The 22,990-nt window shown below is 68.8% G+C and carries 21 protein-coding genes; 14 read left to right on the forward strand and 7 right to left on the reverse strand.

Features of this window, described 5'->3' with window-relative positions; all coding sequences use genetic code 11:
• Window positions 1-6: 6 nt before the first annotated feature.
• Complete coding sequence (locus JOD67_RS35910; protein ID WP_205122117.1) at window positions 7-468, forward strand: hypothetical protein; 462 nt, start codon at window positions 7-9, stop codon at window positions 466-468.
• 12 nt (window positions 469-480) lie between these two features.
• Here JOD67_RS35910 and JOD67_RS35915 read toward each other — a convergent pair whose 3' ends face one another.
• Window positions 481-1,668 (reverse strand): sialidase family protein, encoded by a 1,188-nt coding sequence (locus JOD67_RS35915; RefSeq protein ID WP_205122118.1) that lies wholly within the window; start codon window positions 1,666-1,668, stop codon window positions 481-483.
• Between the two features lie 70 nt (window positions 1,669-1,738).
• Here JOD67_RS35915 and JOD67_RS35920 point away from each other — a divergent pair, with 70 nt between their 5' ends.
• The 3 genes from JOD67_RS35920 to JOD67_RS35930 are packed head-to-tail and all read left to right on the forward strand — an operon-like array spanning window position 1,739 to window position 6,719.
• Window positions 1,739-3,991 carry a sialidase family protein gene (locus JOD67_RS35920; RefSeq protein WP_205122119.1) on the forward strand — a complete coding sequence of 751 codons (2,253 nt, stop codon included), beginning with the start codon at window positions 1,739-1,741 and terminating at the stop codon, window positions 3,989-3,991.
• Window positions 3,988-5,178: a mandelate racemase/muconate lactonizing enzyme family protein gene (locus JOD67_RS35925; RefSeq protein WP_205122120.1), complete on the forward strand. Its 1,191-nt coding sequence runs from the start codon at window positions 3,988-3,990 to the stop codon at window positions 5,176-5,178. The genes JOD67_RS35920 and JOD67_RS35925 overlap by 4 nt, the downstream gene beginning before the upstream one ends.
• The gene (locus JOD67_RS35930) at window positions 5,178-6,719 is read left to right on the forward strand and encodes a hypothetical protein (RefSeq protein ID WP_205122121.1); all 1,542 of its coding nucleotides are present in this window, start codon (window positions 5,178-5,180) and stop codon (window positions 6,717-6,719) included. The genes JOD67_RS35925 and JOD67_RS35930 overlap by 1 nt, the downstream gene beginning before the upstream one ends.
• Before the next feature lie 2 nt (window positions 6,720-6,721).
• On the opposite strand, the gene JOD67_RS35935 is transcribed toward JOD67_RS35930, so the two are convergent.
• Both JOD67_RS35935 and JOD67_RS35940 read right to left on the reverse strand, forming a co-directional pair.
• Window positions 6,722-7,690, reverse strand: coding sequence for a zinc-binding dehydrogenase (locus JOD67_RS35935; protein WP_205122122.1), 969 nt, complete (start codon window positions 7,688-7,690; stop codon window positions 6,722-6,724).
• Window positions 7,691-7,773: 83 nt separating this feature from the next.
• Window positions 7,774-8,148, reverse strand: a complete 375-nt coding sequence (locus tag JOD67_RS35940) for a cupin domain-containing protein (protein ID WP_205122123.1) — start codon at window positions 8,146-8,148, stop codon at window positions 7,774-7,776.
• A gap of 65 nt (window positions 8,149-8,213) precedes the next feature.
• Here JOD67_RS35940 and JOD67_RS35945 point away from each other — a divergent pair, with 65 nt between their 5' ends.
• The gene (locus JOD67_RS35945; protein WP_205122124.1) at window positions 8,214-8,678 is read left to right on the forward strand and encodes a MarR family winged helix-turn-helix transcriptional regulator; all 465 of its coding nucleotides are present in this window, start codon (window positions 8,214-8,216) and stop codon (window positions 8,676-8,678) included.
• A 246-nt stretch (window positions 8,679-8,924) separates the two neighbouring features.
• Here JOD67_RS35945 and JOD67_RS35950 read toward each other — a convergent pair whose 3' ends face one another.
• Window positions 8,925-10,127, reverse strand: coding sequence for an NAD(P)-dependent malic enzyme (locus JOD67_RS35950; RefSeq protein ID WP_205122125.1), 1,203 nt, complete (start codon window positions 10,125-10,127; stop codon window positions 8,925-8,927).
• A gap of 261 nt (window positions 10,128-10,388) precedes the next feature.
• Here JOD67_RS35950 and JOD67_RS35955 point away from each other — a divergent pair, with 261 nt between their 5' ends.
• Genes JOD67_RS35955 through JOD67_RS35965 form a run of 3 tightly spaced genes read left to right on the forward strand, consistent with a single transcriptional unit; the run spans window position 10,389 to window position 13,032 of the window.
• The gene (locus JOD67_RS35955; protein ID WP_205122126.1) at window positions 10,389-11,306 is read left to right on the forward strand and encodes an ABC transporter substrate-binding protein; all 918 of its coding nucleotides are present in this window, start codon (window positions 10,389-10,391) and stop codon (window positions 11,304-11,306) included.
• Entirely contained in the window at window positions 11,303-12,247 is a 945-nt protein-coding gene (locus JOD67_RS35960; protein WP_205122127.1) for an amino acid ABC transporter permease, read from the forward strand. The genes JOD67_RS35955 and JOD67_RS35960 overlap by 4 nt, the downstream gene beginning before the upstream one ends.
• Window positions 12,248-12,255: 8 nt before the next feature.
• Window positions 12,256-13,032: an amino acid ABC transporter ATP-binding protein gene (locus tag JOD67_RS35965; protein ID WP_205123305.1), complete on the forward strand. Its 777-nt coding sequence runs from the start codon at window positions 12,256-12,258 to the stop codon at window positions 13,030-13,032.
• Here JOD67_RS35965 and JOD67_RS35970 read toward each other — a convergent pair.
• Window positions 13,015-13,320 carry a S24 family peptidase gene (locus JOD67_RS35970; RefSeq protein WP_205123306.1) on the reverse strand — a complete coding sequence of 102 codons (306 nt, stop codon included), beginning with the start codon at window positions 13,318-13,320 and terminating at the stop codon, window positions 13,015-13,017. The genes JOD67_RS35965 and JOD67_RS35970 overlap by 18 nt on opposite strands.
• Before the next feature lie 98 nt (window positions 13,321-13,418).
• Here JOD67_RS35970 and sodN point away from each other — a divergent pair, with 98 nt between their 5' ends.
• The 4 genes from sodN (at window position 13,419) to JOD67_RS35990 (ending at window position 18,323) form a co-directional block, all read left to right on the forward strand.
• Window positions 13,419-13,820 (forward strand): superoxide dismutase, Ni, encoded by a 402-nt coding sequence (gene sodN, locus JOD67_RS35975; RefSeq protein WP_205122128.1) that lies wholly within the window; start codon window positions 13,419-13,421, stop codon window positions 13,818-13,820.
• 187 nt (window positions 13,821-14,007) lie between these two features.
• Window positions 14,008-16,944, forward strand: coding sequence for an ATP-binding protein (locus JOD67_RS42255; protein WP_205122129.1), 2,937 nt, complete (start codon window positions 14,008-14,010; stop codon window positions 16,942-16,944).
• A 126-nt stretch (window positions 16,945-17,070) separates the two neighbouring features.
• Entirely contained in the window at window positions 17,071-17,505 is a 435-nt protein-coding gene (locus tag JOD67_RS35985; protein WP_307782673.1) for an ATP-binding protein, read from the forward strand.
• On the forward strand, window positions 17,502-18,323 hold the full coding sequence (locus JOD67_RS35990) for an RNA polymerase sigma factor SigF (RefSeq protein WP_307782674.1): 822 nt from the start codon (window positions 17,502-17,504) through the stop codon (window positions 18,321-18,323). The genes JOD67_RS35985 and JOD67_RS35990 overlap by 4 nt, the downstream gene beginning before the upstream one ends.
• Before the next feature lie 972 nt (window positions 18,324-19,295).
• On the opposite strand, the gene JOD67_RS35995 is transcribed toward JOD67_RS35990, so the two are convergent.
• Complete coding sequence (locus JOD67_RS35995) at window positions 19,296-19,685, reverse strand: hypothetical protein (RefSeq protein WP_205122130.1); 390 nt, start codon at window positions 19,683-19,685, stop codon at window positions 19,296-19,298.
• Between the two features lie 458 nt (window positions 19,686-20,143).
• On the opposite strand from JOD67_RS35995, the gene JOD67_RS36000 reads away from it, so the two are divergent.
• A complete protein-coding gene (locus JOD67_RS36000; RefSeq protein WP_205122131.1) occupies window positions 20,144-20,395 on the forward strand; it encodes a WhiB family transcriptional regulator in 252 nt (83 codons plus the stop codon).
• 73 nt (window positions 20,396-20,468) lie between these two features.
• Here the strand turns inward: JOD67_RS36000 and JOD67_RS36005 are convergent, their stop codons facing one another.
• On the reverse strand, window positions 20,469-21,938 hold the full coding sequence (locus tag JOD67_RS36005; protein ID WP_205122132.1) for a sensor histidine kinase: 1,470 nt from the start codon (window positions 21,936-21,938) through the stop codon (window positions 20,469-20,471).
• 126 nt (window positions 21,939-22,064) lie between these two features.
• Here JOD67_RS36005 and JOD67_RS36010 point away from each other — a divergent pair, with 126 nt between their 5' ends.
• Window positions 22,065-22,982: a DUF2785 domain-containing protein gene (locus JOD67_RS36010; RefSeq protein WP_205122133.1), complete on the forward strand. Its 918-nt coding sequence runs from the start codon at window positions 22,065-22,067 to the stop codon at window positions 22,980-22,982.
• The last annotated feature ends 8 nt before the right edge of the window (window positions 22,983-22,990 follow it).

Consider the following 22,990-nt stretch of genomic DNA (forward strand, 5'->3'; position numbering starts at 1 on the left):
AGCACCATGAAGCGCTACCTCATCGCCCTACTCGCGGTCGCCGCCCTAGTCACTGGCTGCGGCAGCGGCACCGGCACAGCGAGCGAGAACGGCGACCAGAAGCCGGTCGCCGCGCAGGCCGACCCAGGCGACTTCTGCTCGAACTTCAAGCTGTACGTCCTGTCCGGCATGGCCGTCGGCGTCGCCGCGTTCGGGAACATGCAGAACGATCCCGACATCGCGAAGGCTCGAGACGCGATGCAGCAGGCGGCCGACAACCTGGCCGAGCACGCGCCGAGCGAGGTGCGCGGCGACTTCGAGCTGGTGCGGGACTACACGAACGACTGGGTCGCCGGCCTGAAGAAGGGCGTGACCAAGCCGCCCGTGGAGACGCCCGAGTACAAGGCCGCCTCCGACCGCGTCGTCGAGTACGGCAAGGACAAGTGCGGGAACATCCTCCCCGGCCTCCCCACGCCCACGGCCAGCTAGGCAAAGCGAGCGTCAGTCGACGTCCGCGGTCCCGTACCGCAGCGTCAACACCGCGCGGCGGGACTCGTCATATACCGCGGTGATCAGCTGCGTAGAGCTCAACGGCACGGTGCTCGAGTACCCCGCGTCCCACCCCGACGAGGGCGTGTACAACGTACGCGTCGGCGTGTTCTCCCACAGCACGTCGAAGCGCCGCAACTTGATCTTGACAGGGCGCAGCGTGTTCGCCGCGTTCGGCTCACTCCACAGCACCGGATACAGGTTCGTCCCCGGAATCAGCACGAGCTCGGGCGCGTGGATCCGTTCAGGCCGGCTGAACGGAGCCGTCCACGTCGACATGTACGTGTTGTCGTACGAGTCCGACTGGTAGCCGACCCCCGTCGTACGGATCAGCATCTGCACGTGCCCCGGCTGCAACTCCTCGATCGCCGGCTCCTGGAACGGCAGCGTCGCACTCGACGCCACCGTCTTCTGCCGGCCGACAGCAGCGCCGTCGAACGTCACGCCGCCGTCCACGCTCACGATCACCGCCGCCCGGTGCGGTCCGCCGCCGACCGGCGTCCCGTACACCGGCATCAGCACCTGCCCGTTCGCCAACGGCACGACCTTCGACGTCGTGTACGGCGCCACCAGGTTCGACGAGGTCACCACAGTGCCGCCGCTGAACGACGCCATCGAAGGATCCTTGTACCGCACCCGCGAAGCCGACGATGCTCCCGTAGTCGCGTTCGCCACGAAGTACGACAGCAGCAGCCGGCCGGTGTGCGCTCCGGACCTGATCGCCGCGATGGACGGGTCGCGGTAGTCGGTGTTCGCGGCCTTCGCGACGACCGTCGGCGCCGACCAGGAGACGCCGCCGTTCGTGCTGCGCTTCAGCCGGATCTCGCTCTCCTGCTGCGCGTGCTCGCTCGACCAGCGATAGACGAGCAGCAGGTCGCCGGTGGTCGGATCCTCAACGAGGTCAGGGAAGTAGCCCCGACAGTTCACCCCAAGGGCCGAGTCGCCACACGGACTGCCCGCGACGGCGACGGTCTCGACGACGGCTTGCGGGCTGGGAGCGACGAGCGAAGCAACGACGAGCAACGAAGCCAGGGCGCCGAACATGCGGCCACCTCCGTCGAATCCGTCGAACGGGATGATTCGAAGGAACAGGAAACATCGTTCCATGTCAACAACGGACAGCGCCGTTGACACCTTCATGCCCCGCTCGTAGGGTCACCGGGCAGATATGGAAAGCGATTCCATCCATGCCTTCGGCGCGGAGGACCCCATGCCTGCTTCGCTCTCGTCCCGTCTGCACAGCGGCGCCGTCGGCTTCGCGCTCGCCGTCGTACTGATCGCCGGAACGGCCGTCTCCGACACGACGCACCTGCGCCAGACCGCGCAGGAGGACCCACCCCACCCCGACTTCCCGCACGGCGCCGGTGCGGATCCGAACGCGCCGGCGATGGCCCTCGCGTCGGACTGGAACGTGCTGAACTGGGGTCCCGGCCCGATCGCCACCGGCCCGATGGCGTTCGGGTACGACACGGTCGTCGACGGCCAGACCAAGAAGCGGATCCTCGTCGCGACCGGCTCCAACGCCGACGTCGCCAGCGCGAACACGCAGTCCAACCTGTCGATCTCGGAGGACTCCGGCCTGTCGTTCCCCACCACGACGAAGGGCGAGGAGGTCACCGGCCTCAACATGGCGCGGCTCCCCGACGGCAGCCTGATCGCCGTCGACTTCATCCCGGAATGGGCCGACGCCGCCAAGACCAAGGTCAACATCCTCACCCGCTACTCCAAGGACGGCGGCAAGACCTGGCGGCTCCGCAAGGGCCTGTTCACCCCGCCGGCCGGTGAGGTGTTCGGCGGCACGGACCGCGGCCTGCGCGTCCACCGCAACCCGATCGTCCTTGCGGACGGGACGATTCTCGTTCCGATGTACACCGTCTACCAGTCCCAGCGCATCCGTTCGAGCAACATCATGCAGTCGACCGACGGCGGCGAGTCCTGGACGCAGCGCTCGCGGATCACCGCGGCGATCGGCGTGAACGAGGTCGGCTGGTCGTACACCGCGGACGGCGGCATGGTCGCGGCCCTCCGTACTGAGTCCGCGCCCAACAGCCTGATGGTCAGCTACTCCCACGACGACGCGAAGACGTGGACGCAGGCAACTCCGCTCCTCGGCCCGGATGGCAAGCAGGTCGTGGGAATCAACCCGCATGTCGTCCTCCAGCCGAACGGCGTCCTGCTGCTCGCCACCGGCAGGCCGGACGACCGCGTCATGGTCAGCTACGACGGGCTCGGCCGGACGTGGAACGACGCGCAGGTCGTGTACGCCAACGCCCCGTCCACGACGGGCAACGGGCGCTTCGACGGCGCGAGCGGCAACAACTCGATCGTCAACGTCGGCGCCAACCGCACGATCTACTTCGGTGACAAGTGCCACGTCTGGGGCTGCGGCGCGTTCAACGAGCAGTTCGGCTCGTACGCGCGCTACGTCTCCGCGGTCACGCCGGGCACCGGCAAGCTCGACCTCGCGACGGCGGTACGGACGGGCGTCGCGACGGTGACGGGCAAGTTCGCCAAGGAGGACAAGCGATTCCCCGAGACGCGGCCCGAGGGCGCGTTCGACGGCAGCTCGTCCTCCACGGCGGTGGCCGTGCTGCAGGAGCGGAAGCCGGACCGCGCCCCGTCCATGACGGTGAAGCTGGACCAGCCGTACTCGATCGCCAGGATCGGCCTCATGCTCGGCGGCGGCGTCCCGACCGACGCGACCGTCGCGTTGTCGGTGGACGGTACGACCTGGTCGGCGCCGGTGATCGTCGCCTCGCAGCGGGTCGACCGCGCGCTCCACTACACCGACTTCCCGGCCCAGAAGGCACAGTACGTGAGGGTCACCGGAGCGGCCGGGAGGACGACCACGGTCACCGAGCTCGAGGTCTACGCCAACGACGTCTTGACATTCGAGAACGACCCGATCTTCAACGTACCCAGGGGATTCACCGAGGCGCAGCACGCATGGACCACCGACGTTCCGCCGCAGGTAGGCACGACGGAGATGGGTGGCTTCCAGAGTCGCACAGCGTTGCGCTTGTGGGACAAGTGGTTCGACTACAACGCGACCGCGACGAAGCTCACTGCCGACGTCGAGCATCAGACCACGTCGTTCGACTGGGGCGTCTCGGACCACCGCGGGCCGTTCGTCTTCGGGCTGAAGGGCCACGCCGACGACACGGGAACGACGCCGTGGTTGTTCCGGATCGCCGACTCCCCCACCGCGCAACGGCTGGAGGTGTTCGACGGCACGACGTGGTCGTCGCTCGGCAACCTGAACGCGAAGATCGCCCTCTTCACGTGGGCGAAGATCTCGGTCGACGCGACGCTCACCGAGGCGACGGTCAAGATCAACGGGCAGTCGTTCACGACGACCACCCGGGCGCAGGCGTCAGACACCCTTGCTGGCGTGTACTTCTCGACCGGCGAGCCGCTGGCGTACGGCCTGACGTTCTTCATCGACAACCTACGCATCGCATGATCGACGACGTCCGAACGGTCCTGCTCACCGGACCGTGCACCAACGACCCGTGGCTGACCCCGTTCAAGCAGCGTCGGACCGCCGCGTTCGTCGAGATCCACGCAGGCGGATTGGTCGGCGTCGGCGAGACCTACCTCGGCTACTTCTTCCCCGAGGCCGTTCCGCTGGTCGTCGAGTACGTCAAGCCGATCTTGCTCGCGGCCGAGACGCTCGACGTTCCGACGCTGGTGAAACGGATGCGTACGTGCATCGCGTACTGGGGCCGGGTCGGCGTCGGCACCGCTGTCCTCGCCGGCATCGAGGGCGCGCTGTGGGACCTGCGCGGCAAGCGGGAGGGCGTGCCGGCGCACGCGTTGCTCGGCGGAGCGCGGCACGAGTCGCTGCCGGCGTACGCGACCGGCGGGCCGTCGCCGTGGCCGGTGTCGGCATTGTTGGAGAAGGCGGACTTCTATCTGGGATTGGGATTCCGGGCGTTCAAGGTCGCGTCGGGCTACCTCGATCGCGACACGCGTGAGGAGGTCAAGGCCGACGACGTCGTCGAGCTCGAGGCCGAGAAGGTGCGCACGCTGCGCAAGCACGTCGGTCAGGACGTGGGCATCCTCCTCGACGGGCACATGGGTCACCGGGAGAGCTCCGACCGGTGGACGGCACCGGTCGCCGAGCGAGTGTTGGCCGCGATCGCGCCGCACGACGTGCTGTTCTTCGAGGAACCGTTGCCGTACGACGACCTGTCGGGCTACGCGCACCTCGCGTCGTCGGCTGCGGTGCGGGTGGCCGGTGGGGAGCAGCTGTCGACCGCGGCGGAGTTCGAACCGTTCGCCGACCGTGCCGCGTTCGGGATCGCGCAGCCGGACGCCGCGTGGCTGGGGATCAACGACTTCCTGACCGTCGCATCCCGATTCCCCTCCGTCGCCCCGCACGCGTGGGGCGCCGGCGCGGCGGTGATGCAGAACGTGCATGCGGCGTTCGCCTGCGAGAACACGGTGATCGTCGAGCTCCCGCCCGCGGCGGGGCCGCTGCACACCGAGGTCTGGGGTGATGCGCTGCGGCTCGAGGACGGCCGCGTGCTGGCACCCGACCAGCCCGGGCTCGGCGTGACCTTGACCGATGCCCTGAAGGAGCGGTTCCCGTTCGTGGCGGGTGTCGAGGAGTTCTCCAGCGTTCCGGGGAAGGTCATGCGGAGCTGATGAACCAGTACATCCGGACCGATCGCCGGATCCTGTTCGAGGGGCCGACGTCGGCGGGTCCACGCTTCGTGTCCGCGCCCGTCCTGCGGTGGACCGACCTGCCACAGGTGCACACCTATCGCGTGGCCGTCGCGTCGGAGAACGAGCTGGTGTGGCAGCAGGATGTCGCCGAGTCCAGCGTGGACCTCGCGACCGCGTGGAAGTCGTTGCCGCGTGGACTCGTCGACGTCCTCGTTCGCGGCCTCGACGAAGCCGGGCACGACGTCGCGGTGAGGGCGCATCGGCGGTTCTGGCGCGTACCTGGCTGGGACGAACGCCGTCAAGAGCCGCTTGACTGGGCGGCCGCGATCCGTGCGTCGATGCGGCAACTGCTGTCCCCGCCGCGCGACGAGGTACGGCCATACGAGGCAGGCCTCCCCCGCGTCGTGCACTCCGGCTTCGAGGACACCGCGACCGGTGATCGCGCGCAGCTCGCCTATCCCGCGCTGCATCTGCCGAGCTTCCTGACCTGCTTCACGGTGTTCGCGTCCGCCTACCCGGACGACCCGCTCGCCGAATCGGCAACGAAGCAGGCGATCCAGCTCGGCGAGTGGCTGCTCGACAACTCGCTGCCGGCCGAGTGGGCCTGCGGCGGTCTACCGCCCTCGACGGTCGAGAACGGCTCGCTCGGCGGCGGAGTCGAGGGTCCGTCGATCACGCTGTTCCGCGCCGCGCGAGTGGCCGAAGCGATGCTGGGGCTGGCGGCGTTCACCGGCGACGAGCGGTTCCACGCGTACGCGGTGCACATCGCACGCGTGCTCGCCGCACACCAACGCTCGGATGGCTCGTGGCCGCATCGCGTCGATCCGGTGACGGGTGCGGTCGAGGTCGACTACACGTCCGCGGCCGTGACTCCGGTACGGCTGTTCGCCCTGCTGGAGCAGGGCGGTGACACGTCGTTCACGTCGCATCGGCTCGCCGGCGAGGCCTGGATCGCGTCGCACCCGTTGGCGACGTCGCGCTGGGAGGGCATGTACGAGGACATCCCCGGCGTGGAGCCGTTCTCCAACCTGGAGAACTGGGATGTCAACGAGACCTTGCGCTATCTCCTCAGCGGCCTGTCGTCGATCGAATCGCCGGTGGAGCATGCGATCGCGTTGAACGCGTTGATCGAGGACCAGTTCGTCGTGTGGCAACGGGAGACGTCCTCGGTCTTCGCGAAGTGCCCGACGCCGGCGGTCTTGGAGCAGTACCGCTGCCTGCATCCGATGGAGGTGCACACCGGCAACTGGCTGCTCTCGTTGCGTTCCCTCCATCACGCGACGGGGTCGCCGGAGTACCTCGACAAGGCGATCGCGGCCGCGAACGCCATCGTGCGTGGGCAATGGCAGTACGGTGCGTTGTCCACCTGGGGCTTGGACGAACGATTCGGCGAGCCGCTGATCGCGCTGGACTGGCCCGGCTGCAACGCCGGCGCCACGACCGCGCTGCTGCGGTGGGTCGCGTACCACGACGACCTCACCGCCAGCCGCAAGCCGTCCATCGACCTCGGCGGCGTCTAGATCTAGAGCGTGAAGACAACCTTGCCGAACAGGTCGCCGCTGATCATCGCTTCGAACCCGGCGCGGGCCTCGGTGAGCGGGAGCGTGCGGTCGACTAACGGGCGGAGGCCCGTTTGGTCGCAGAAACTCAACAGGGACCGGAGTTCGGTCTTCGTTCCCATGGTCGACCCGACGACGCGGAGCTGGAGGAAGAAGACGCGGTTGAGCTCGGTCGCCGCGGTGAGGCCGCTCGTCGCGCCGGAGATGACGACGGTGCCACCGGGGCGGAGAGCCTTGAGCGAGTGCGACCAGGTCGCCTCGCCGACGGTCTCCATGACGGCGTCGACGCGTTCGGGCAGCCGGGCGCCGGGCTCGAACGCGGCCGCGGCGCCGAGCTCGGCGACGGCTCGTTCGCGCTTGGACTCGCTCCGACTGGTCACCCACATCCGGTAGCCGGCGGCGTGGCCGAGCGCGATCAGCGCGGTCGAGACGCCGCCGCCGGCGCCTTGGACGAGAACGGTGCCGCCGGGCTGGACACCGGACTGGACGAACAGCATCCGGTACGCGGTCAGCCAGGAGGTGGGAAGGCAGGCGGCCTGTTCGAAGGTCAGGCCGGCCGGTTTGGGAACGAGATTGCGGCGCGGGACGACGACGCGTTTGGCGAACGTGCCCTGGAACCGTTCCGACAGCAGCGACCGGCGCGGATCGAGCGTCTCGTCGCCGGTCCAGTCCGGGTCGGAGATCACGGCGTGAACGACGACCTCGTTCCCGTCCTCGTCCACCCCTGCGGCGTCGCAGCCGAGGATCATCGGCAGCTGCTTCTCGGCCAACCCGACGCCGCGCAGCGACCAGACATCGTGGTGGTTGAGCGCGGTCGCCTTCACCGTGACGGTCGCCCACCCCTCGTCAGGCGTGGGATCGGGCTGCTCCCCCAGTTCGAGAACGGCCAACGGATCCCCGGCATCGAACCGTGCGACATACGCGGCGAACACGTCCCGGCCTCCAGCCTTTGAATGAAGGGCACCTTCATTCCAACCTATTGAATGAAGGTGCCCTTCATTCAATAGGGGCCGCGCTAGACCGCCCAGGGTGGGGTGGGGATGGTGGAGCCATCCTCGCCCTTGACGGTGAAGCCGGACCGGATCGCCACGTGCAGCTGGGCTGGCTCGACGCCGTGGTTGACCACCGAGATCGGCTCCCCCGCCGAGACGATGGCCGCGTCGCCGGCCTTCAGGACCTCGCCGTCCGGCGTCACACTGACCGAGCCGGACAGCACCATGAACAGCTCGTCGGTGTCGATGACGTGCGACTCCGGCGAGGCGAAGTTTCCTTCCACTGTGAGCTTCCACGCGCACAGCCCGGCCGAGCCCAGCGAAGGCGACGCGTACACGCTGAACTGGATGCCCGGCAGTTCGAACGCGAGCCGATCAGCCTCTCGAACAACAGTCATACTTGCGAATCCCTCCCGAGATAGTCAGGCCAACTTGACCAAGTCGACTTGACTATCATGCACACATGACACCACCCGCGCAAGACCGGGATCTGGGCATCCTGATCGGGCTCGCCTACCAGCAGTTCGTCCGCGAGCTGAACGCCTGGCACCACGAGCAGGGCTTCGACGATCTCGGCAGGTCGGACGGGTACGTGTTCCGCCAGCTCGCCGAAGGCCCGTCCACGGTCAGCGCCCTGGCGACACGACTCGGCATCACCAAACAGGGCGCCGGCCAGATCGTCGACGACATGCGCCGCCGCGGGTACGTCGAGCAGCGCCCCGACCCCACCGACAAGCGCGCCAGGCAGCTCACCCTCACCGAAAGAGGACAAGCCGCCCTCAAAGCCGCGCGCACGTTCCACAGGACGTTCGAGCGCAGGCTGGTCCGCGAGCACGGCAAGGAGAGCGTCCAACGCCTACGGGAGCTGCTCGGTGCCATAGCTGGCCACACCGAAGAGGTCGCACCTCGGCCACCCGCTCCCCTCTAAGGCGAGCCTAGCCTCAGCTAGCCAGGTGCCCTGGCTGCCTCAGCTCCCAAGCACGTAAGGAACTCGAGAAGCAGCCGCTGTACCGGCAGCTGACGCCGGTGAAGCAGGGCAACCTGGTCTTCACCGACGCCGAGCTGGCCGGCGCGATCTACTTCACGACGCCGTTGAGCCTTCCGTACGTGCTGGACAAGCTCGTTCCGCTGCTGGACAAGGCGGTCGAGGGCAACCCGCTAACGTTCCGCCGGCCTAGCGGTCCGCGACGCCCTCGCGGCGGGCCGCGTTGGCGACCGCCGCCGCGACGACCGGCACCACCTGGGCGTCGAACGGGGACGGGATGATGTGGTCCGCCGTCAGCTCGTCCCCGACCAGATTCGCCAACGCCTGCGCGGCAGCGAGCTTCATGCCCTCGGTCACCTGACGCGCCCGAACGTCCAGCGCGCCTCGGAAAACGCCCGGGAAAGCCAGCACGTTGTTGATCTGGTTCGGGAAGTCGGACCGCCCGGTCGCGACGACGGCCGCATGCCGGTTGGCGACCCGCGGGTGCACCTCGGGCGTCGGGTTGGCCAACGCGAACACGATCGCCTCGTCCGCCATCGACGCGACGGCCTCCTCCGGCACCGTTCCGCCCGAAAGCCCGATGAACACGTCGGCTCCGGCGAGCACGTCGGCGACCGAACCGGAACGCCCCAAGGGGTTCGTCGTGTGTCCCAACCGGCGCTTGACAGGCGGCAGCTCCGTACGGCCGGCGTGCAGCGCACCAGCGCGGTCGGTCACGACGAGGTCCGTGACGCCGGACGCCAGCAGCATCGCCGTCACCGCGACACCAGCCGCTCCCGCACCGGACACGACGACGCGGGTCGAGGCGAACTTGCGTCCGGTCAGGTCGAGCGCGTTCTGCAACGCGGCCAGAACGACGATCGCGGTTCCGTGCTGATCGTCATGGAATACAGGGATATCCAGCCGATCGCGCAGTCTCTGCTCGACCTCGAAGCAGCGCGGCGCGGCGATGTCCTCGAGGTTGATGCCGCCGAACGCGGGTGCGAGCCGTACGACCGTCTCGACGATCTCGTCGACGTCCTTGCAGTCCAGGCAGATCGGGACCGCGTCCACACCACCGAAGCGCTTGAACAGCAGCGCCTTGCCCTCCATCACCGGCAGCGCGGCCTGCGGGCCGATGTCGCCGAGACCGAGAACCGCCGTGCCGTCGGTGACGACCGCGACGGTGTTGGACTTCCAGGTGTAGTCGTGCACGAGCTCGGGGCGCTCCGCGATCGCCGTACACACGCGGGCGACACCCGGTGTGTACGCGAGGGAGAGCTCGTCGCGGCCTCGTACCGGAACGGCGGCGGCGACCTCGAGCTTGCCGCCGCGATGGAACGCGAAGACCGGATCGGCGTCGTCGAGCGCCAACGAGTCGAAGGACGGGATGCTGAGAGGTTCGACAGACATGAGAAACGGTGACCCTTGGGATAGAGAAGCGGTAGAAGGGTGGCGTTCCACGGTCGGCCAGAAGGTTGCGGTGGCCGCAGGGCGCCGTACGGGGGTCACCCGCGAGACGGCAATTGTGACACACCGCGTCGAACGGGGGTGTTGCGAGTGTGTAAGGAACGGCACAGTCGGCGGTGCAACCGCCAGCGGGGATGGCAGGATGCGGGGATCCCCGGACCAGGCCGGGGTGCTCACAGTTGAGCTGCCCTACAGGGAGACGACATGAGAACGCTGGTCACGCGCCGGCTGTTGGCCCTCGCGACTGCGATTGTAGCGCTCGGTGCTGTTGCCACTGCATGCGGTGACGAAGGTGGCAGCGGCAGCCAGGGCGGCGGGAACACCGCACAGCCCACCGCCGACACCGAGCTCGCCGCGCTCGTACCCGACGCGATCAAGGCCGACGGGAAGATCCGGGTCGGCACCGACGCCTCGTACGCGCCGAACGAGTTCATGGACAAGGACGGCAAGACCGTCATCGGCATGGATGTCGACCTGTTCAACGCCGCCGCCGCGAAGCTCGGCCTGGAGGTCGAGTGGGTGTCGGCCGTGTTCGGCGACATCATTCCGGGCGTGCAGTCGGGCAAGTACGAGGCCGGCGTCTCCTCGTTCACGATCAACGACGAGCGCAAGCAACAGTCGCTGATGATCTCCTACTTCAACTCGCCGACCCAGTGGGCGACGAAGAAGGGCAACCCGGCGGGCATCGACATCGAGAACGCGTGCGGCAAGCGGATCGCCGTGCAGCGCGACACCGTGCAGGTGACCGACCTCGACGCACGCTCGAAGGCCTGCGAGGACGCGGGCAAGCCGAAGATCGTGAAGGAAGAGTTCCAGTCCCAGGCGGACGCCACGGCGACCATCGTCACGGGCAAGAACGACGGCATGCTCGCCGACCTGCCGATCGCCGCGTACGCGGTGCAGGAGACCGGCGGCCAGCTCGAACTGCTCGCCGAGCCGTACGGTGACGCGCCCTACGGCGTCGTCGTCAAGAAGGACGACCAGAAGTTCGCCGAAGCGATCCAGAAGGCCTTCCAGGCAACGGTCGAGGACGGCAGCTACGCCGAGGCCCTGAAGACGTGGGGCAGTGACAAGGGCGCCTTGACAGCCGACCAGATGCAGATCAACCCTTCGGCGTCATGACCGCACCAGCTCCCGCGCCGGAACGGGAGCGCCCGGAGGCGATCCGGGCCGTTCCCGTCCGGCACCCCTGGCGATGGGTCGCGGCCGGCGTGATCGCGATCCTCGCGCTGATGTTCGTCCATATGGTGCTGACGAACAAGGCGTTCCAGTGGGGCTTCATGCTGGAGAACGCGTTTGCCGGCCCGGTGCTAGAGGGTGCGCGAGCGACGATCTTGCTAACGGTCGGCGCGATGATCATCGGCATCGTGCTCGGCGTCGGGATCGCGATCATGCGGCTGTCGGACAACCCGATCCTGTCCGGCGTCGCGTGGACGTACGTCTGGTTCTTCCGGGCCGTGCCACGAGTCGTTCTCCTTGTCCTGTTCGGAAATCTCGGCATCCTGTACGCGCGGTTCGAGTTCGGCTTCCCGTTCGACTTCCTGATCGCCGACCTGTTCAACATCGACTTCTCCGGCCGGTTGTTCGGCTTCGACGCACGTACGGTGCTCACCGGCTTCACCGCCGCGGTGCTCGGCCTCGCGCTGTCCGAGGCCGCGTACATGGCGGAGATCGTGCGTGCGGGCATGCAGTCGATCGCCCCGGGACAGACCGATGCCGCGGAGTCGTTGGGGATGTCCCGCGCGCTCACGCTGCGCCGGATCATCCTGCCGCAGGCGATGCGGGTGATCATCCCGCCGACGGGCAACGAGACCATCGCGATGTTGAAGGACACCGCTTTGGTCGCGTACGTGCCGGCGTACGAGCTGTGGTTCCAGTTGCAGGGCATCGGCTCGCGAACGTTCCAGGTTTTCCCGATGCTGATTGCGGGATGCCTGTGGTACTTGGCGTTGACGAGCATCCTGATGGTCGTGCAGTACTTCATCGAGAAGCGGTTCTCGCGAGGGTCTCGGACCGAGGGTGCAAAGCTGCGGCTCGCTCGCGGCGGCGCGGGAGGGGCGTGACGATGGCGATGGTGCGGGCGGAGGGCGTGCACAAGCGGTTCGGCCGGAACGAGGTCCTCAAGGGCATCGACCTGGAGATCCAGCCGCGGCAGGTGTGTTGCATCGTTGGGCCTTCTGGGTCAGGGAAATCCACGTTCCTGCGCTGCATCAACCACCTGGACAAGATCGACGGCGGACGGCTCTGGGTCGACGGACAGCTCGTCGGCTACCGGCAGCGCGGCGACAAGCTGCACGAGCTGCGGACGAGCGAGGTCGCGGCACAGCGACGCGAGATCGGGATGGTGTTCCAGCAGTTCAACCTGTTCCCGCACATGACGGCGCTGGAGAACGTGATGGAAGCGCCGATCCACGTGAAGCGGGAGTCGCGCAGCGCCGTACGCGAACGTTCCGCCAAGCTGCTCGACCGGGTCGGGCTGGCCGACCACAGTACGAAGTACCCGTCCCAGCTGTCCGGCGGACAACAGCAACGCGTCGCGATCGCACGTGCGTTGGCGATGGAGCCGAAGCTGATGCTGTTCGACGAGCCCACGTCCGCGTTGGACCCCGAGCTCGTCGGCGAGGTGCTCGATGTCATGCGTCAACTCGCCCTTGACGGCATGACGATGGTCGTCGTGACGCACGAGATGAGCTTCGCTCGTGAGGTCGCCGACCTCGTGGTGTTCATGGACGCCGGCGTGGTCGTCGAGGCCGGCAAGCCGGACGACGTGCTGACGCGACCGCAGCACGACCGGACGCGGACGTTCCTGCAACGCGTCCTGGAGCCGCGGTCACGCCCGGACGAGTGACCCGACGAGCCTGGCGAGACGCAGGGGCCGCGCGACGACCCCGATGAGGTCGTCGTCGGGGATGGCGCCGACCTGCCAGGAGTCGACGCCCTCGTCGGGGTTGTCCCGTTCGACCCACCAGCCGTCCTCGGCGCGATGGGTGAGGCGCTTGATCGCGAGCGGCCGGTCGGGCAGCCGGACGAGCACGAGGTCGCCGAGCTTGGGCGGCACGCCGTACCGGACCAGCAGTCGGTCGCCGTCCCGTAGCGTGGGCAGCATCGAGCGGCCTCGTACGACCGCGATCCCCATGCGCACTGGACGCCCTCCCCGCTCGGTTTCGTTCGTAAGGGGTAGTGTCCATTACAGCGTCATGATCAGCCAGGGATGACAGGAAGAAGGGATCACGGATGCTGTCGCGTCTGTTCGCACCAACTGTCGAGGTTTCCGCCCACTGCGACCTGCCGTGCGGCGTGTACGACCCGGCGCAGGCGAGGATCGAGGCTCAGTCGGTCAAGGCGATCGCCGAGAAGCTCGCCGGCAACGACGACCCCGACTTCCGCACGCGATCGATCATCATCAAGGAACAGCGCTCGGACCTCGTGAAGCACCACCTCTGGGTGCTGTGGACGGACTACTTCAAGCCCCCGCACTTCGAGAAGTACCCGCAGCTGCACGGGCTGTTCAACGAGGCCACCAAGCTCGCCGGCGCTGGCGGCACCAAGGCCAGCAACGACGTCGAGGTCGCCGACAAGCTGCTCGCGAAGATCGACGAGATCGCCGAGATCTTCTGGGAGACCAAGAAGGCCTGACCGGCCTCTGCCTCTCACCGAGTCCGCACTCGGTCCGCTCGACGGACTGGGTGCGGTTTCTCGTCTCCGGCACGACGGGACCCGCGGCCCATCCTTCACCGAGTCCCACCACAATCTTTGCTGACAGACTGCCGCGCACGGACGACGATAGGTCCGGGGCACGGCAAGTGTCGGATATGGGGGACCTGTGGCGGTCAGCGGCGGAAAGGGCTCGCCCGACTCTGGACCGCTCGTCGGGCGGGACGTCGAGGTCCGGCGCGTCACGGCGGCGATCGAGGAGGTCGAGGCCGGGTACGGTGCCGCCGTCCTGCTCGCCGGCGACCCGGGCATCGGCAAGTCCCGCCTCGCGCACGAGGCCCTCGACCTCGCGGCCGCACGCGGGTTCACCGCGCTGGTCGGCCGCGCCCACCTGCTGCATCGCGGCCTCGCGTACGCGCCCGTCGTCGAAGCGCTGAGCCCGCGGCTGGAAGGCCTCGACCGCGCTCGCCAGGTGAAGCTGCTCGACGGGCTCGACGACCTCGGCCGGCTCTTCCCCGCCCTTCCGGTCCGCCTCCCGGACTCGATCGGCGACCCCGCGCTGGAGAAGCTGCGGCTGTTCGAGGCGGTCACGCGGCTGCTCGGCCGCCTCGCCGGCGAGCATCCCGTCGTCCTGCTGATCGAGGACCTGCACTGGGCCGACCGGGCGTCGCTGGAGCTGCTGCACTACCTCGTGCGCGGGACAGCCGATCGCCCCGTCCTCGTGCTCGGAACGTTCCGGCCGGCCCAGCTCGGCGCGCCGGAGGAGCTCGGGCACCTGGTGGCGTCGTTCCGCGCAGAGGGCCATGGCGCCGAGCTGAAGCTGGGACCGCTGCCGTCGGACGCGATCGCCGCCGTGGTCGAGCAGGCGCTCGGCGCCCGGCCGCCCGAGTCTTTGGTGGCCGACGTCGTCGCCCGCGCGGGCGGGGTGCCGTTGTTCGCGACCGCGCTGGTCCGCTCGTTCGTCGAGTCCCGCCAGCTCACCGAGGCCGGTGGCCGCTGGACGTACCGGCCGGCGGGCGGTCGCGGCGTGCCGGCGGAGGTACGCGACGCCGTCCTCGCCGTGCTGCCCGAGCTCGCGCCGGCCGAGCGCAGCGCGCTCGAGGTCGTCGCCGTGTGCGGGTCCGGCGCCGATCCCGCGGTCGTGGAGAACGTGCTCAGCGCGCTCGGCGAGTCCGCCGACCAGGCACTGCGCCACCTCCTCGCGGCGCGTCTCGTCGTCGAGGACACCCACGAGGGCGGGCTCGTCTACCGGGTCGGGCACCCGCTGTACGGCGAGGTTGCGTACGACTCGCTCGGCGAGATCCGCCGCCGGCGGCTGCACGCGCTCGTGGTCGGCGAGCTCGAGGACCGCCGACCGGACGACGTACTCGCCCTCGCTCCGCACTACCTCGGGGCCGGTGAGCTGGTCGACGCCGTACGCGCGCTCCGGGTCCTCGAGACGGCCGGCGGCCGCGCTGCCTCGGCGCACGCGCACGAGGAGGCGGCCGCTCTCCTCGCCGCCGCGCTGAACCGCGCTCGCCTGCACCGGCCCGACCGCCGCGCCGGACTGCTGGAGAAGCTGGGCGCGGAGTACGAGGGGTACGGGGCGGTGGACGACGCGACCGCCGCCTGGGAGGAGGCGATCGCGGCGTACCTGGAGGCGTCGAACGAGTCCGCCGCTGGCCGGCTGCACTGGCGACTCGCCTTGCTGTACTGGGATGCGGGCGATCCCGTTCAGGCGGAGACGCAGGTACGGCACGGCATCCGGCTGCTGGAGAACCAGCCGCCGTCGTCGGAGCTCGTCGAGCTGCACTACACGCAGGTGCGGCTGCTGACCCGGCTCGGCGACCATCGCGAGCTGCGGTTGGCGATTCCACGACTGCGCGCGGTCGCGGAGGCGTCGGGCTCGCGGTCGGCGCTGGTGACGTCGGCGTTGGCTCGTGCGGATCTCGCGGTGTTCGACGACGACTACAAGAACGTTCGCCTGGCGTCGGTGGAGGCGTTGGAGCTGGCCACGGAGATCGGGAACCCGCTGCACGCGAGCTACGCGCACCGGATGCTCGCGCTGCAGTCCTGCGTGACGGGCGAGCTCGCGCTGGCCGATCGTCACGCGTCAGAGCTGCTGGCGATGTCGCGCGAGGGCGGGCGGCCGTCGCTGGAGTCCGTGGCGCGGGTCGTTCTCGGCACGTCGGCCTGGCTGCGCGGCGACTGGGACGACGCGCTGCGGGAGTTCTCCGAGGCGCACGAGGTGGCTGTCCGGGTCGGTGCCGCGCGGCAGGTGGCGTCCGCGCTGGCCTGCCGGTCGTTCGTGCTCGCGTTGCGGGGCGGCCGGCCGGCGGTCGAGGCGTGCCTGCGGGACGCGGAGAAGGCGTACGGCGAGCTCGGGCAGGACCGCCGGTTCCTCGTGCTGGTGGAGTACGCGGGCGCGTTGTTGTCCTTGCAGGAAGGTGCGCCGGACCGCGTCGGCCCGTTGGAGGGGCTGTTGGCGATGCCTTCGCCGCACCTGTTGGTGCCGGTGCTGATGGCGTTCGGGGAGTCGCGGGCGCTGCTCTGCGACGAGGCCGCGCTCGATGCGGTGCTCGGCCGGCTGCGGCTGCTGGGTCGGTACGGCGCGTTCCCGTCGTTCGTGGCGCTGCGGATCGAGGGACTTTTGGCCCGTACACAAGGACGTTCGGACGACGCGGCTGCCCTGTTGTCGGAGGCGGCGGACGGCTTCGCCGAGCTGTCGATGGGTTTCGAGGCGGCCCGCGCCCGGCTGGAATGGGCGGAGGTCGTCGCGCCGCAAGGTGCGGTTGACGGGCTCACCGACCAGGTCTCGGCGGGGCTGGAGTTGTTCGGCACCTTGCGGGCAGCGCACTGGACCGACCGCAGCCGGCGACTGCTGCGTACGTTGGGCGTTCGCGTTCCCCAACCCCGCAGCCGTTCCGGCGCCGCCCTCACGCCGCGCGAGCTCGAGATCGCGCTGCTGGTGGGCGACGGGCTGACGAACACCGAGATCGCCGAGCGGCTGTTCCTGTCCGCGCGTACGGTCGGCACCCACCTGCAGCACATCTACGAGCGCCTCGGCATCCGTTCGCGAGTCGCCCTGGCGCGCTGGACGAGCGAGAACGCGCAGAGCCTGGACTAGTGCGTTTCTTCGCGGGCTAGCCACTCGTAGTCTGCGACACGACGCGGCTTGCCCAGAGGTCGCCGTGGCCGATGCCGGGTGTCCGCGTACGGTGGGGTCCGCGAGGACGTAGGCGAAGGAGCGCAGGTGACCGAGACTTCTGACGTCAGCGAGACGACGGCCCATGGTTCAGTGGAGACCCATGTGGTCGACCTCGGCCTGCCCGCGCTGACCCCGTACGTGTCCGTACTGCGGTCGACGGCTGCCTCGCTGGCGGCTCGGCTGGACTTCACCATCGACGAGATCGAAGACCTGCGCATCGCGGTCGACGAGGCGAGCTCGTTGCTGCTGGCACAGGCGGTGTCGGGGACGCAGCTGCAGTGCCAGTTCCGGCTGCGCGGACCGGTGCTGACCGTGTCGGTGTCGGTGCAGTCGGAGTCGCCGAAGGTGCCCGCGCGGACGTCGTTCGCCTGGACCGTCCTGTCGGCCCTGGCCGGCGAGGTCGACGCGTCGGTGGACCTGGCGGGAGGCCGCGCGACGATCAGCCTGACCAAGCGCGGCGAGGCGGCGGCTGAGCGGTGAGTGAAGAGACCACCGTCCCGGCACACTCCCTGGCGGACGAGCCGGACCTCAAGTTCGGTACGCCCGCGGCTCGGGAGGCCACCCACACCCTGTTCGCCCGCCTCGGCGCCGCCGAACGTGGCACCGCGGCACACGCGGCCGTCCGCGACCAGCTGGTCGAGCTGCACCTGGCCCTGGTCGAGCACCTGGCGCGCCGGTTTCGCAACCGCGGCGAACCGCTGGACGACCTCGTCCAGGTGGCGACGATCGGCCTGATCAAATCGGTGGACCGCTTCGACACCGAACGTGGCGTGGAATTCTCGACGTACGCGACGCCCACCATCGTGGGCGAGCTGAAGCGGCACTTCCGCGACAAAGGCTGGGCCATTCGCGTACCGCGGCGACTCCAAGAGCTCCGGCTGTCCCTGACGGCGGCGTCTGGGGACCTGACCCAGGAGTTGGGCCGTTCGCCGACGGTCTCGGAGCTGGCGGCGAAGCTCGGCGTCTCCGACGACGACGTCCTGGAGGGACTGGAATCGGCGAACGCGTACTCGACCCTGTCGTTGGACGCTCCCGACCAAGGCCAGGACGACGCCCCGGCCGTCGTGGAATCGCTGGGCGTCGACGACGAGGCCCTGGAGGGCGTGGAGTACCGCGAGTCGCTGCGGCCTTTGTTGGAGCGGTTGCCCGAGCGGGAGAAGCGCATCCTGTTGTTGCGGTTCTTCCGAGGACTGACGCAGTCGGAGATAGCGGCGGAGATCGGCATCTCCCAGATGCACGTGTCACGCCTGCTGGCCAGAACGCTGACCCAGCTACGCGAGGAACTGCTCGACGAGTAACAACTCCCCACAAGCGACGCGAGCCCGGCAACAAGCCCAAGCAGCAAGGAACCTCTCCCGGGACACCTGTTCCGGGGGCGGGGGCGGCGCGTGAAAAACAGGTGGCCGGGCCGGGGCGAGTCAAGGGTCGAAGATCGCGAAGCGACGTCGCCCCTGTGCGACGCCGCCGCGACGCCCTTGACGCGCCCCCGGATCGGCCACCACAGTCGACCGCCGCCACAGACCCGAGAGCTCCAAACTCCCGGAGAGAGCCTGTCGCGACAGTGAAGAGCTGGCCTAAGAAGAGCTCTCGCGCCCACGCCAGCGCACAGCACCCCCGCGCGATGAGATGTGCGGCCACCGGCTCGGGCTGGGATCCGCGCCGCACCCCCGCACGATGAGCAGCGCGGTGAGGCGTGCAGTCATGGACTCGGCTGTCATCCGCGCAGCACCCCGCGCGATGCGAGGTGTGTGCGGTCATCGGCTCAGCTGTCATCCGCGCAGCCCCACCTTGTGCGGCGAGCTGTGCGCGTGCGGAGTCGAGATCTCCTACTGATGGGTCGCCTCGGGAGTTTATGGGCCGCCCTCAATGTCAAGGGCGCTTCGCGTCTCGCCCAAACTCGCAGCAGTGCATGGTTGGGCGAGGCCTGTGGGCGAGTTTGTGCGAGATCAGGCCGTGGCCGGCCTGACCCTTGACATTGAGCCTCTCGGCGGCCCGACGCAGGTCGTTAAGGGCAGGCTCCGCCTGCCCACCCGTGCCCCGTGGCGACCCGGCACGAGCAGAAGCGCTGAGATCCAATGACGCTCAGCTTCACGCACTCACCTGCCGCGGCCAGTCCCCCGCCACCGCCAGGGGTGGCCGTCGTTAGCGCGAAGACTATGAGCGCTATAGCGACCAAAAGTCTTCGCGCTCATCCTGTGACCGCTGACTGCTCGATGATTGGGGAAGGTTTGGGGGTCTATGCGACCCAAAGGTTCCCCAATGACCGCAGCTCAGAAGGTGCGCTGGTCCCGCTGCTCGTTCTCGGTTCGGAACACCGCGGTCGACGAGGGCAGCAGCAGACACACCAAACCCACGAGGGCCAGCAGGAGCATCGCGTAGCCGATCGGCGTGGTCGGCGCCTCCACCAGCTGGTAGCCGATCGGCAGCATCAGCAGCTGCACGAAGACGGCCGGGCCGCGGCTCCATCGACGCTGGCGGAAGAGCCCCACGGAGAGCGCCACGAGCAGAGCGCCGGCCACCAGGACGAAGCCAGCCGTCGACAGAGCGATAGCCAGACCTACGGGCCGGTCCGCAATGATCTGGGCCACCATCCAGACCCCAGCCGCGGCGGCTCCGAGGCCCTCCAGCAGCGCCACACCAGCAGCGGCCAGCAGAGACAACGGAGCAGCCGAAGCGATTTGCCCAGATTTGGGCGACGAGGGCGAAGGCGGGCGGGCAGCCATGGACGCAGACTACGCCGCTGTGTAGGAGACGCTCACAGTGCCGTCCAGCGGGACGAGAACGGTAATCGTCCACCCCTCACTACTCTGTGTGAGCGGATCGTCCGGTTTGTGATGTAACTGACACAGATTTTTCCACTCATTGTCGTGCCCAGGGTCTTGTGCATCGCAGCCATAGTTGAAAGCATCGAGCGTGCAGAGAGGTGCTGCCACCCGATCGGTAGCGGCGCCGGGGGCTGACGCAGCGATCACACTCCGTGTGGGCGCCACTGGGAGACCGGTGTTCTATTGCCGCGCGCGGACGATCGTGAAAGTGTTCACACACGCAACAAGACTTAACCCGCATAGCGCGGGCGGCTTGGCCGTTTCCGCGCTCGATACCGAGGAGTGAGACCTTGATGGACTGGCGCCACCGGGCCGGCTGCCGGGACGACGACCCTGAGCTGTTCTTCCCGATTGGGAACACGGGTCCTGCGCTCCTGCAGATCGAAGAGGCCAAGGCGGTTTGCCGTCGCTGCGATGTTGTCGATCTCTGCCTGCAGTGGGCCCTCGAAACTGGACAGGATGCCGGCGTGTGGGGCGGCATGAGCGAGGAAGAGAGGCGTGCGCTCAAGCGCCGGGCCGCTCGTTCTCGCGCCAGGATCGTCTGACTGACGCAGTAGCCGTACGGGGCCCCTGCTCACGGCAGGGGCCCTGGCCTTTTACCGAGACCCCCAGAAGCCCTTACCGGGGACCGTCCGGTACGTCGAGCACCACGCGCGTGCCCGGACTGTCGGGCCGCGGCCCGATGGAGAACTGGCCCCCGAGTTCGCTGATCACCAGCGTGCGCACGATCTGCAGCCCCAAACTGCCCGACTGCTCGGGATCGAAGCCCTCCGGCAGCCCCTTGCCGTCGTCCTCCACGACGACCCGCAGCCTGCCCGCTCGACGGTCCGCCGCGACCTCCACCGAGCCCTTGCCGTGCGAAACCCCATGCTGGACGGCGTTCTGCGTGACCTCCGTGATCACCATCGCCAACGACGTCGCCATCCCAGCATTCAACTGCCCGAACGAGCCCTGCCGCCGCGGCCGCACCCGGGACTCGGGCGTCGACACCTCCACGACCATCGCGAGCACCTGGTCCGCGACCTCGTCGAAGTCAACCAACTCGTCGTAGCTTTGCGACAAAGTTTCGTGCACGATCGCGATCGTCCCCACGCGCCGAACGGCCTCCTCCAGCGCATAACGACCATCCGACGTCGTCAATCTCCTTGCCTGCAAACGCAACAGCGCCGCAACAGTCTGCAAGTTGTTCTTGACGCGGTGATGGATCTCCCGGATCGTCGCTTCCTTCGTCAACAGTTCGCGCTCGCGACGTCGCAGATCGGTCACGTCCCGGATCAGCACCAACGCCCCGACCGAACGCCCGGCCGGCATCAGCGGGATCACCCGAAGGATCAGCGTCGCGGCCTCGTTCTCCACCTCGGTGTCCCGCGGCGCACGGCCCGACACCAGCGCGCCGATCGCCTCGTCCACCGGTTGCGACGACGGCCGGACGAGCCCCGCGGTCACCGTGCTGAACGAGGCGCCGACCAGGTCGGCGGTGAGTCCGATCCGCCGGTACGCCGACTGCGCGTTCGGGCTCGCGTACGTCACCATCCCCGCCGCGTCGAGCCGCACCAGCCCGTCCCCCACCCGCGGCGCCGAGCCCAGATCCACCCGCTCGCCGCGCAGCGGGAAGCGCCCCTCGCTGATCATCCGCGCCAGGTCGGTCGCGGTCTGCAGGTACGTGAGCTCGAGCCGGCTCGGCGTCCGTACGGACAGCAGGTTCGTGTTTCGCGCGATCACCCCGAGCACCCGGTCGGACCGGCGTACGGGGATGCATTCGATCCGGACCGGAACCTCGTCGCGCCACTCCGGATCGCCCTCGCGGCAGATCCGGCCCTCGTCGAAGGCGAGCTCGACCAAAGCCCGGCGCCCGCGGGCGGAGAACGTGCCGACCAGGTCGGTCAGGTGCGCGGTCGGCCCGGTCGTCGGCCGCATCTGCGCGCCGACCCAGAATCCGCGGTTGTCGCTGTCGGGCAGCCATAGCACGAGGTCGGCGAAGGACAGGTCGGCCAACAACTGCCAGTCTGCGACCAGCATGTGCAGCCACTCCAGATCCTCAGCGCTGAGGTCGGTATGGTGCCGAACGACGTCGTCGAGCGAGGGCACGTCAGGAGCGTATCCTCACCTGCCCTACACTCGGCGCCGTCTGTCGTTGCGAGGTTTGTCAGAAACCTGCTGTTGCGTCGCGGCGTCCGGTGCTCGTTCGAAGGAATTCGAAGGGAGAAGACTCCGGTGGGGGTTCGGTCGGACTACTGGGAGCAGATCCGTGCGAGCGGGTTCCGGCTGCCTGGTGACCGCCCGCTGGACGATCTGACCACCGAGCTCGTGCAGATGATCGGCGACCCGGACCCTGACGTCCGCGACGGCATCGCCTACCCGGTCCTCGCCACCTGGGTCGAGGAGGGCGTGTACGACGACCTCCTGGCCGGCTTCGGCGACGGCGTCTCCGAGGGCCTGTTCACCGGCCTCGGCGAGGACGTCACGGACAGCGTGCTGCGACGTTCGTTCTCCGCCCTGCTGCTCGCCGAGGCGGTCCTCCGCGACACCAAGACCAAGGTCGTCCACTCCGACGCGATCTTCCGCTGGGGCGACCGCGCGGCCTCCTGGTTCGTCCGCGAACGCGACCTGCGCGGCTTCGTCGAGGGCCGCGGCTGGGCGCACGCGGTGGCGCACGGCGCCGACCTGATCGGCGCGCTCGCCCGTTCGCACCACTTCGGCAGGCTCGAGCTGACCGTCCTGCTGGACGTCGTCGCCGACCGGCTGCTGACGCCGACGTCGTACCGGCTGCACCACGGCGAGGACGACCGGCTCGCGTTCGCGGTCATGGTCGTGCTGCACCGCAACCAGGTCGGCATCGACGTGCTGGAGCCGTGGATCGAACGCCTTGCCGCCGCTCTCGTCGCCCCGAAGATGGACGACCACGAGACCGCGCCGGAGTGGCCGACGCCGATGGCTGGCAACACCCGGGCGTTCCTCCGTTCGCTGCACCTGCTGCTGGCCCTGGGCGTCCGTGGCCAGCAGACGCCGCAGGACCTGGCGCTGTTCGGCAAGCCGCCGGAGGTACGCGCCGACCTTCTGCTCGTGCTGCTTCGCGTGCTGCGCGGCAGCATCCCGGGCATCGCCGCTCCCCCGGCTACCCCTGCCCCGTAGCTGGCTCT

Origin of the sequence: Tenggerimyces flavus (assembly GCF_016907715.1) — a bacterium.
In the GTDB taxonomy this organism is placed as follows: domain Bacteria; phylum Actinomycetota; class Actinomycetes; order Propionibacteriales; family Actinopolymorphaceae; genus Tenggerimyces; species Tenggerimyces flavus.

What these genes read in the sequence shown, in the direction of transcription:
- JOD67_RS35925 (WP_205122120.1), top strand. Translation starts at nt 3,988, where the DNA reads ATGATCGACGACGTCCGAACGGTCCTGCTCACCGGACCGTGCACCAAC.
- JOD67_RS36000 (WP_205122131.1), top strand. Translation starts at nt 20,144, where the DNA reads ATGGACTGGCGCCACCGGGCCGGCTGCCGGGACGACGACCCTGAGCTG.
- JOD67_RS35965 (WP_205123305.1), top strand. Translation starts at nt 12,256, where the DNA reads ATGGTGCGGGCGGAGGGCGTGCACAAGCGGTTCGGCCGGAACGAGGTC.
- JOD67_RS35970 (WP_205123306.1), bottom strand. Translation starts at nt 13,320, where the DNA reads ATGGGGATCGCGGTCGTACGAGGCCGCTCGATGCTGCCCACGCTACGG.
- JOD67_RS35960 (WP_205122127.1), top strand. Translation starts at nt 11,303, where the DNA reads ATGACCGCACCAGCTCCCGCGCCGGAACGGGAGCGCCCGGAGGCGATC.
- JOD67_RS35920 (WP_205122119.1), top strand. Translation starts at nt 1,739, where the DNA reads ATGCCTGCTTCGCTCTCGTCCCGTCTGCACAGCGGCGCCGTCGGCTTC.
- JOD67_RS35950 (WP_205122125.1), bottom strand. Translation starts at nt 10,127, where the DNA reads ATGTCTGTCGAACCTCTCAGCATCCCGTCCTTCGACTCGTTGGCGCTC.
- JOD67_RS35915 (WP_205122118.1), bottom strand. Translation starts at nt 1,668, where the DNA reads ATGAAGGTGTCAACGGCGCTGTCCGTTGTTGACATGGAACGATGTTTC.
- JOD67_RS35955 (WP_205122126.1), top strand. Translation starts at nt 10,389, where the DNA reads ATGAGAACGCTGGTCACGCGCCGGCTGTTGGCCCTCGCGACTGCGATT.
- JOD67_RS35945 (WP_205122124.1), top strand. Translation starts at nt 8,214, where the DNA reads ATGACACCACCCGCGCAAGACCGGGATCTGGGCATCCTGATCGGGCTC.
- JOD67_RS35940 (WP_205122123.1), bottom strand. Translation starts at nt 8,148, where the DNA reads ATGACTGTTGTTCGAGAGGCTGATCGGCTCGCGTTCGAACTGCCGGGC.
- JOD67_RS35910 (WP_205122117.1), top strand. Translation starts at nt 7, where the DNA reads ATGAAGCGCTACCTCATCGCCCTACTCGCGGTCGCCGCCCTAGTCACT.
- JOD67_RS35930 (WP_205122121.1), top strand. Translation starts at nt 5,178, where the DNA reads ATGAACCAGTACATCCGGACCGATCGCCGGATCCTGTTCGAGGGGCCG.
- sodN (WP_205122128.1), top strand. Translation starts at nt 13,419, where the DNA reads ATGCTGTCGCGTCTGTTCGCACCAACTGTCGAGGTTTCCGCCCACTGC.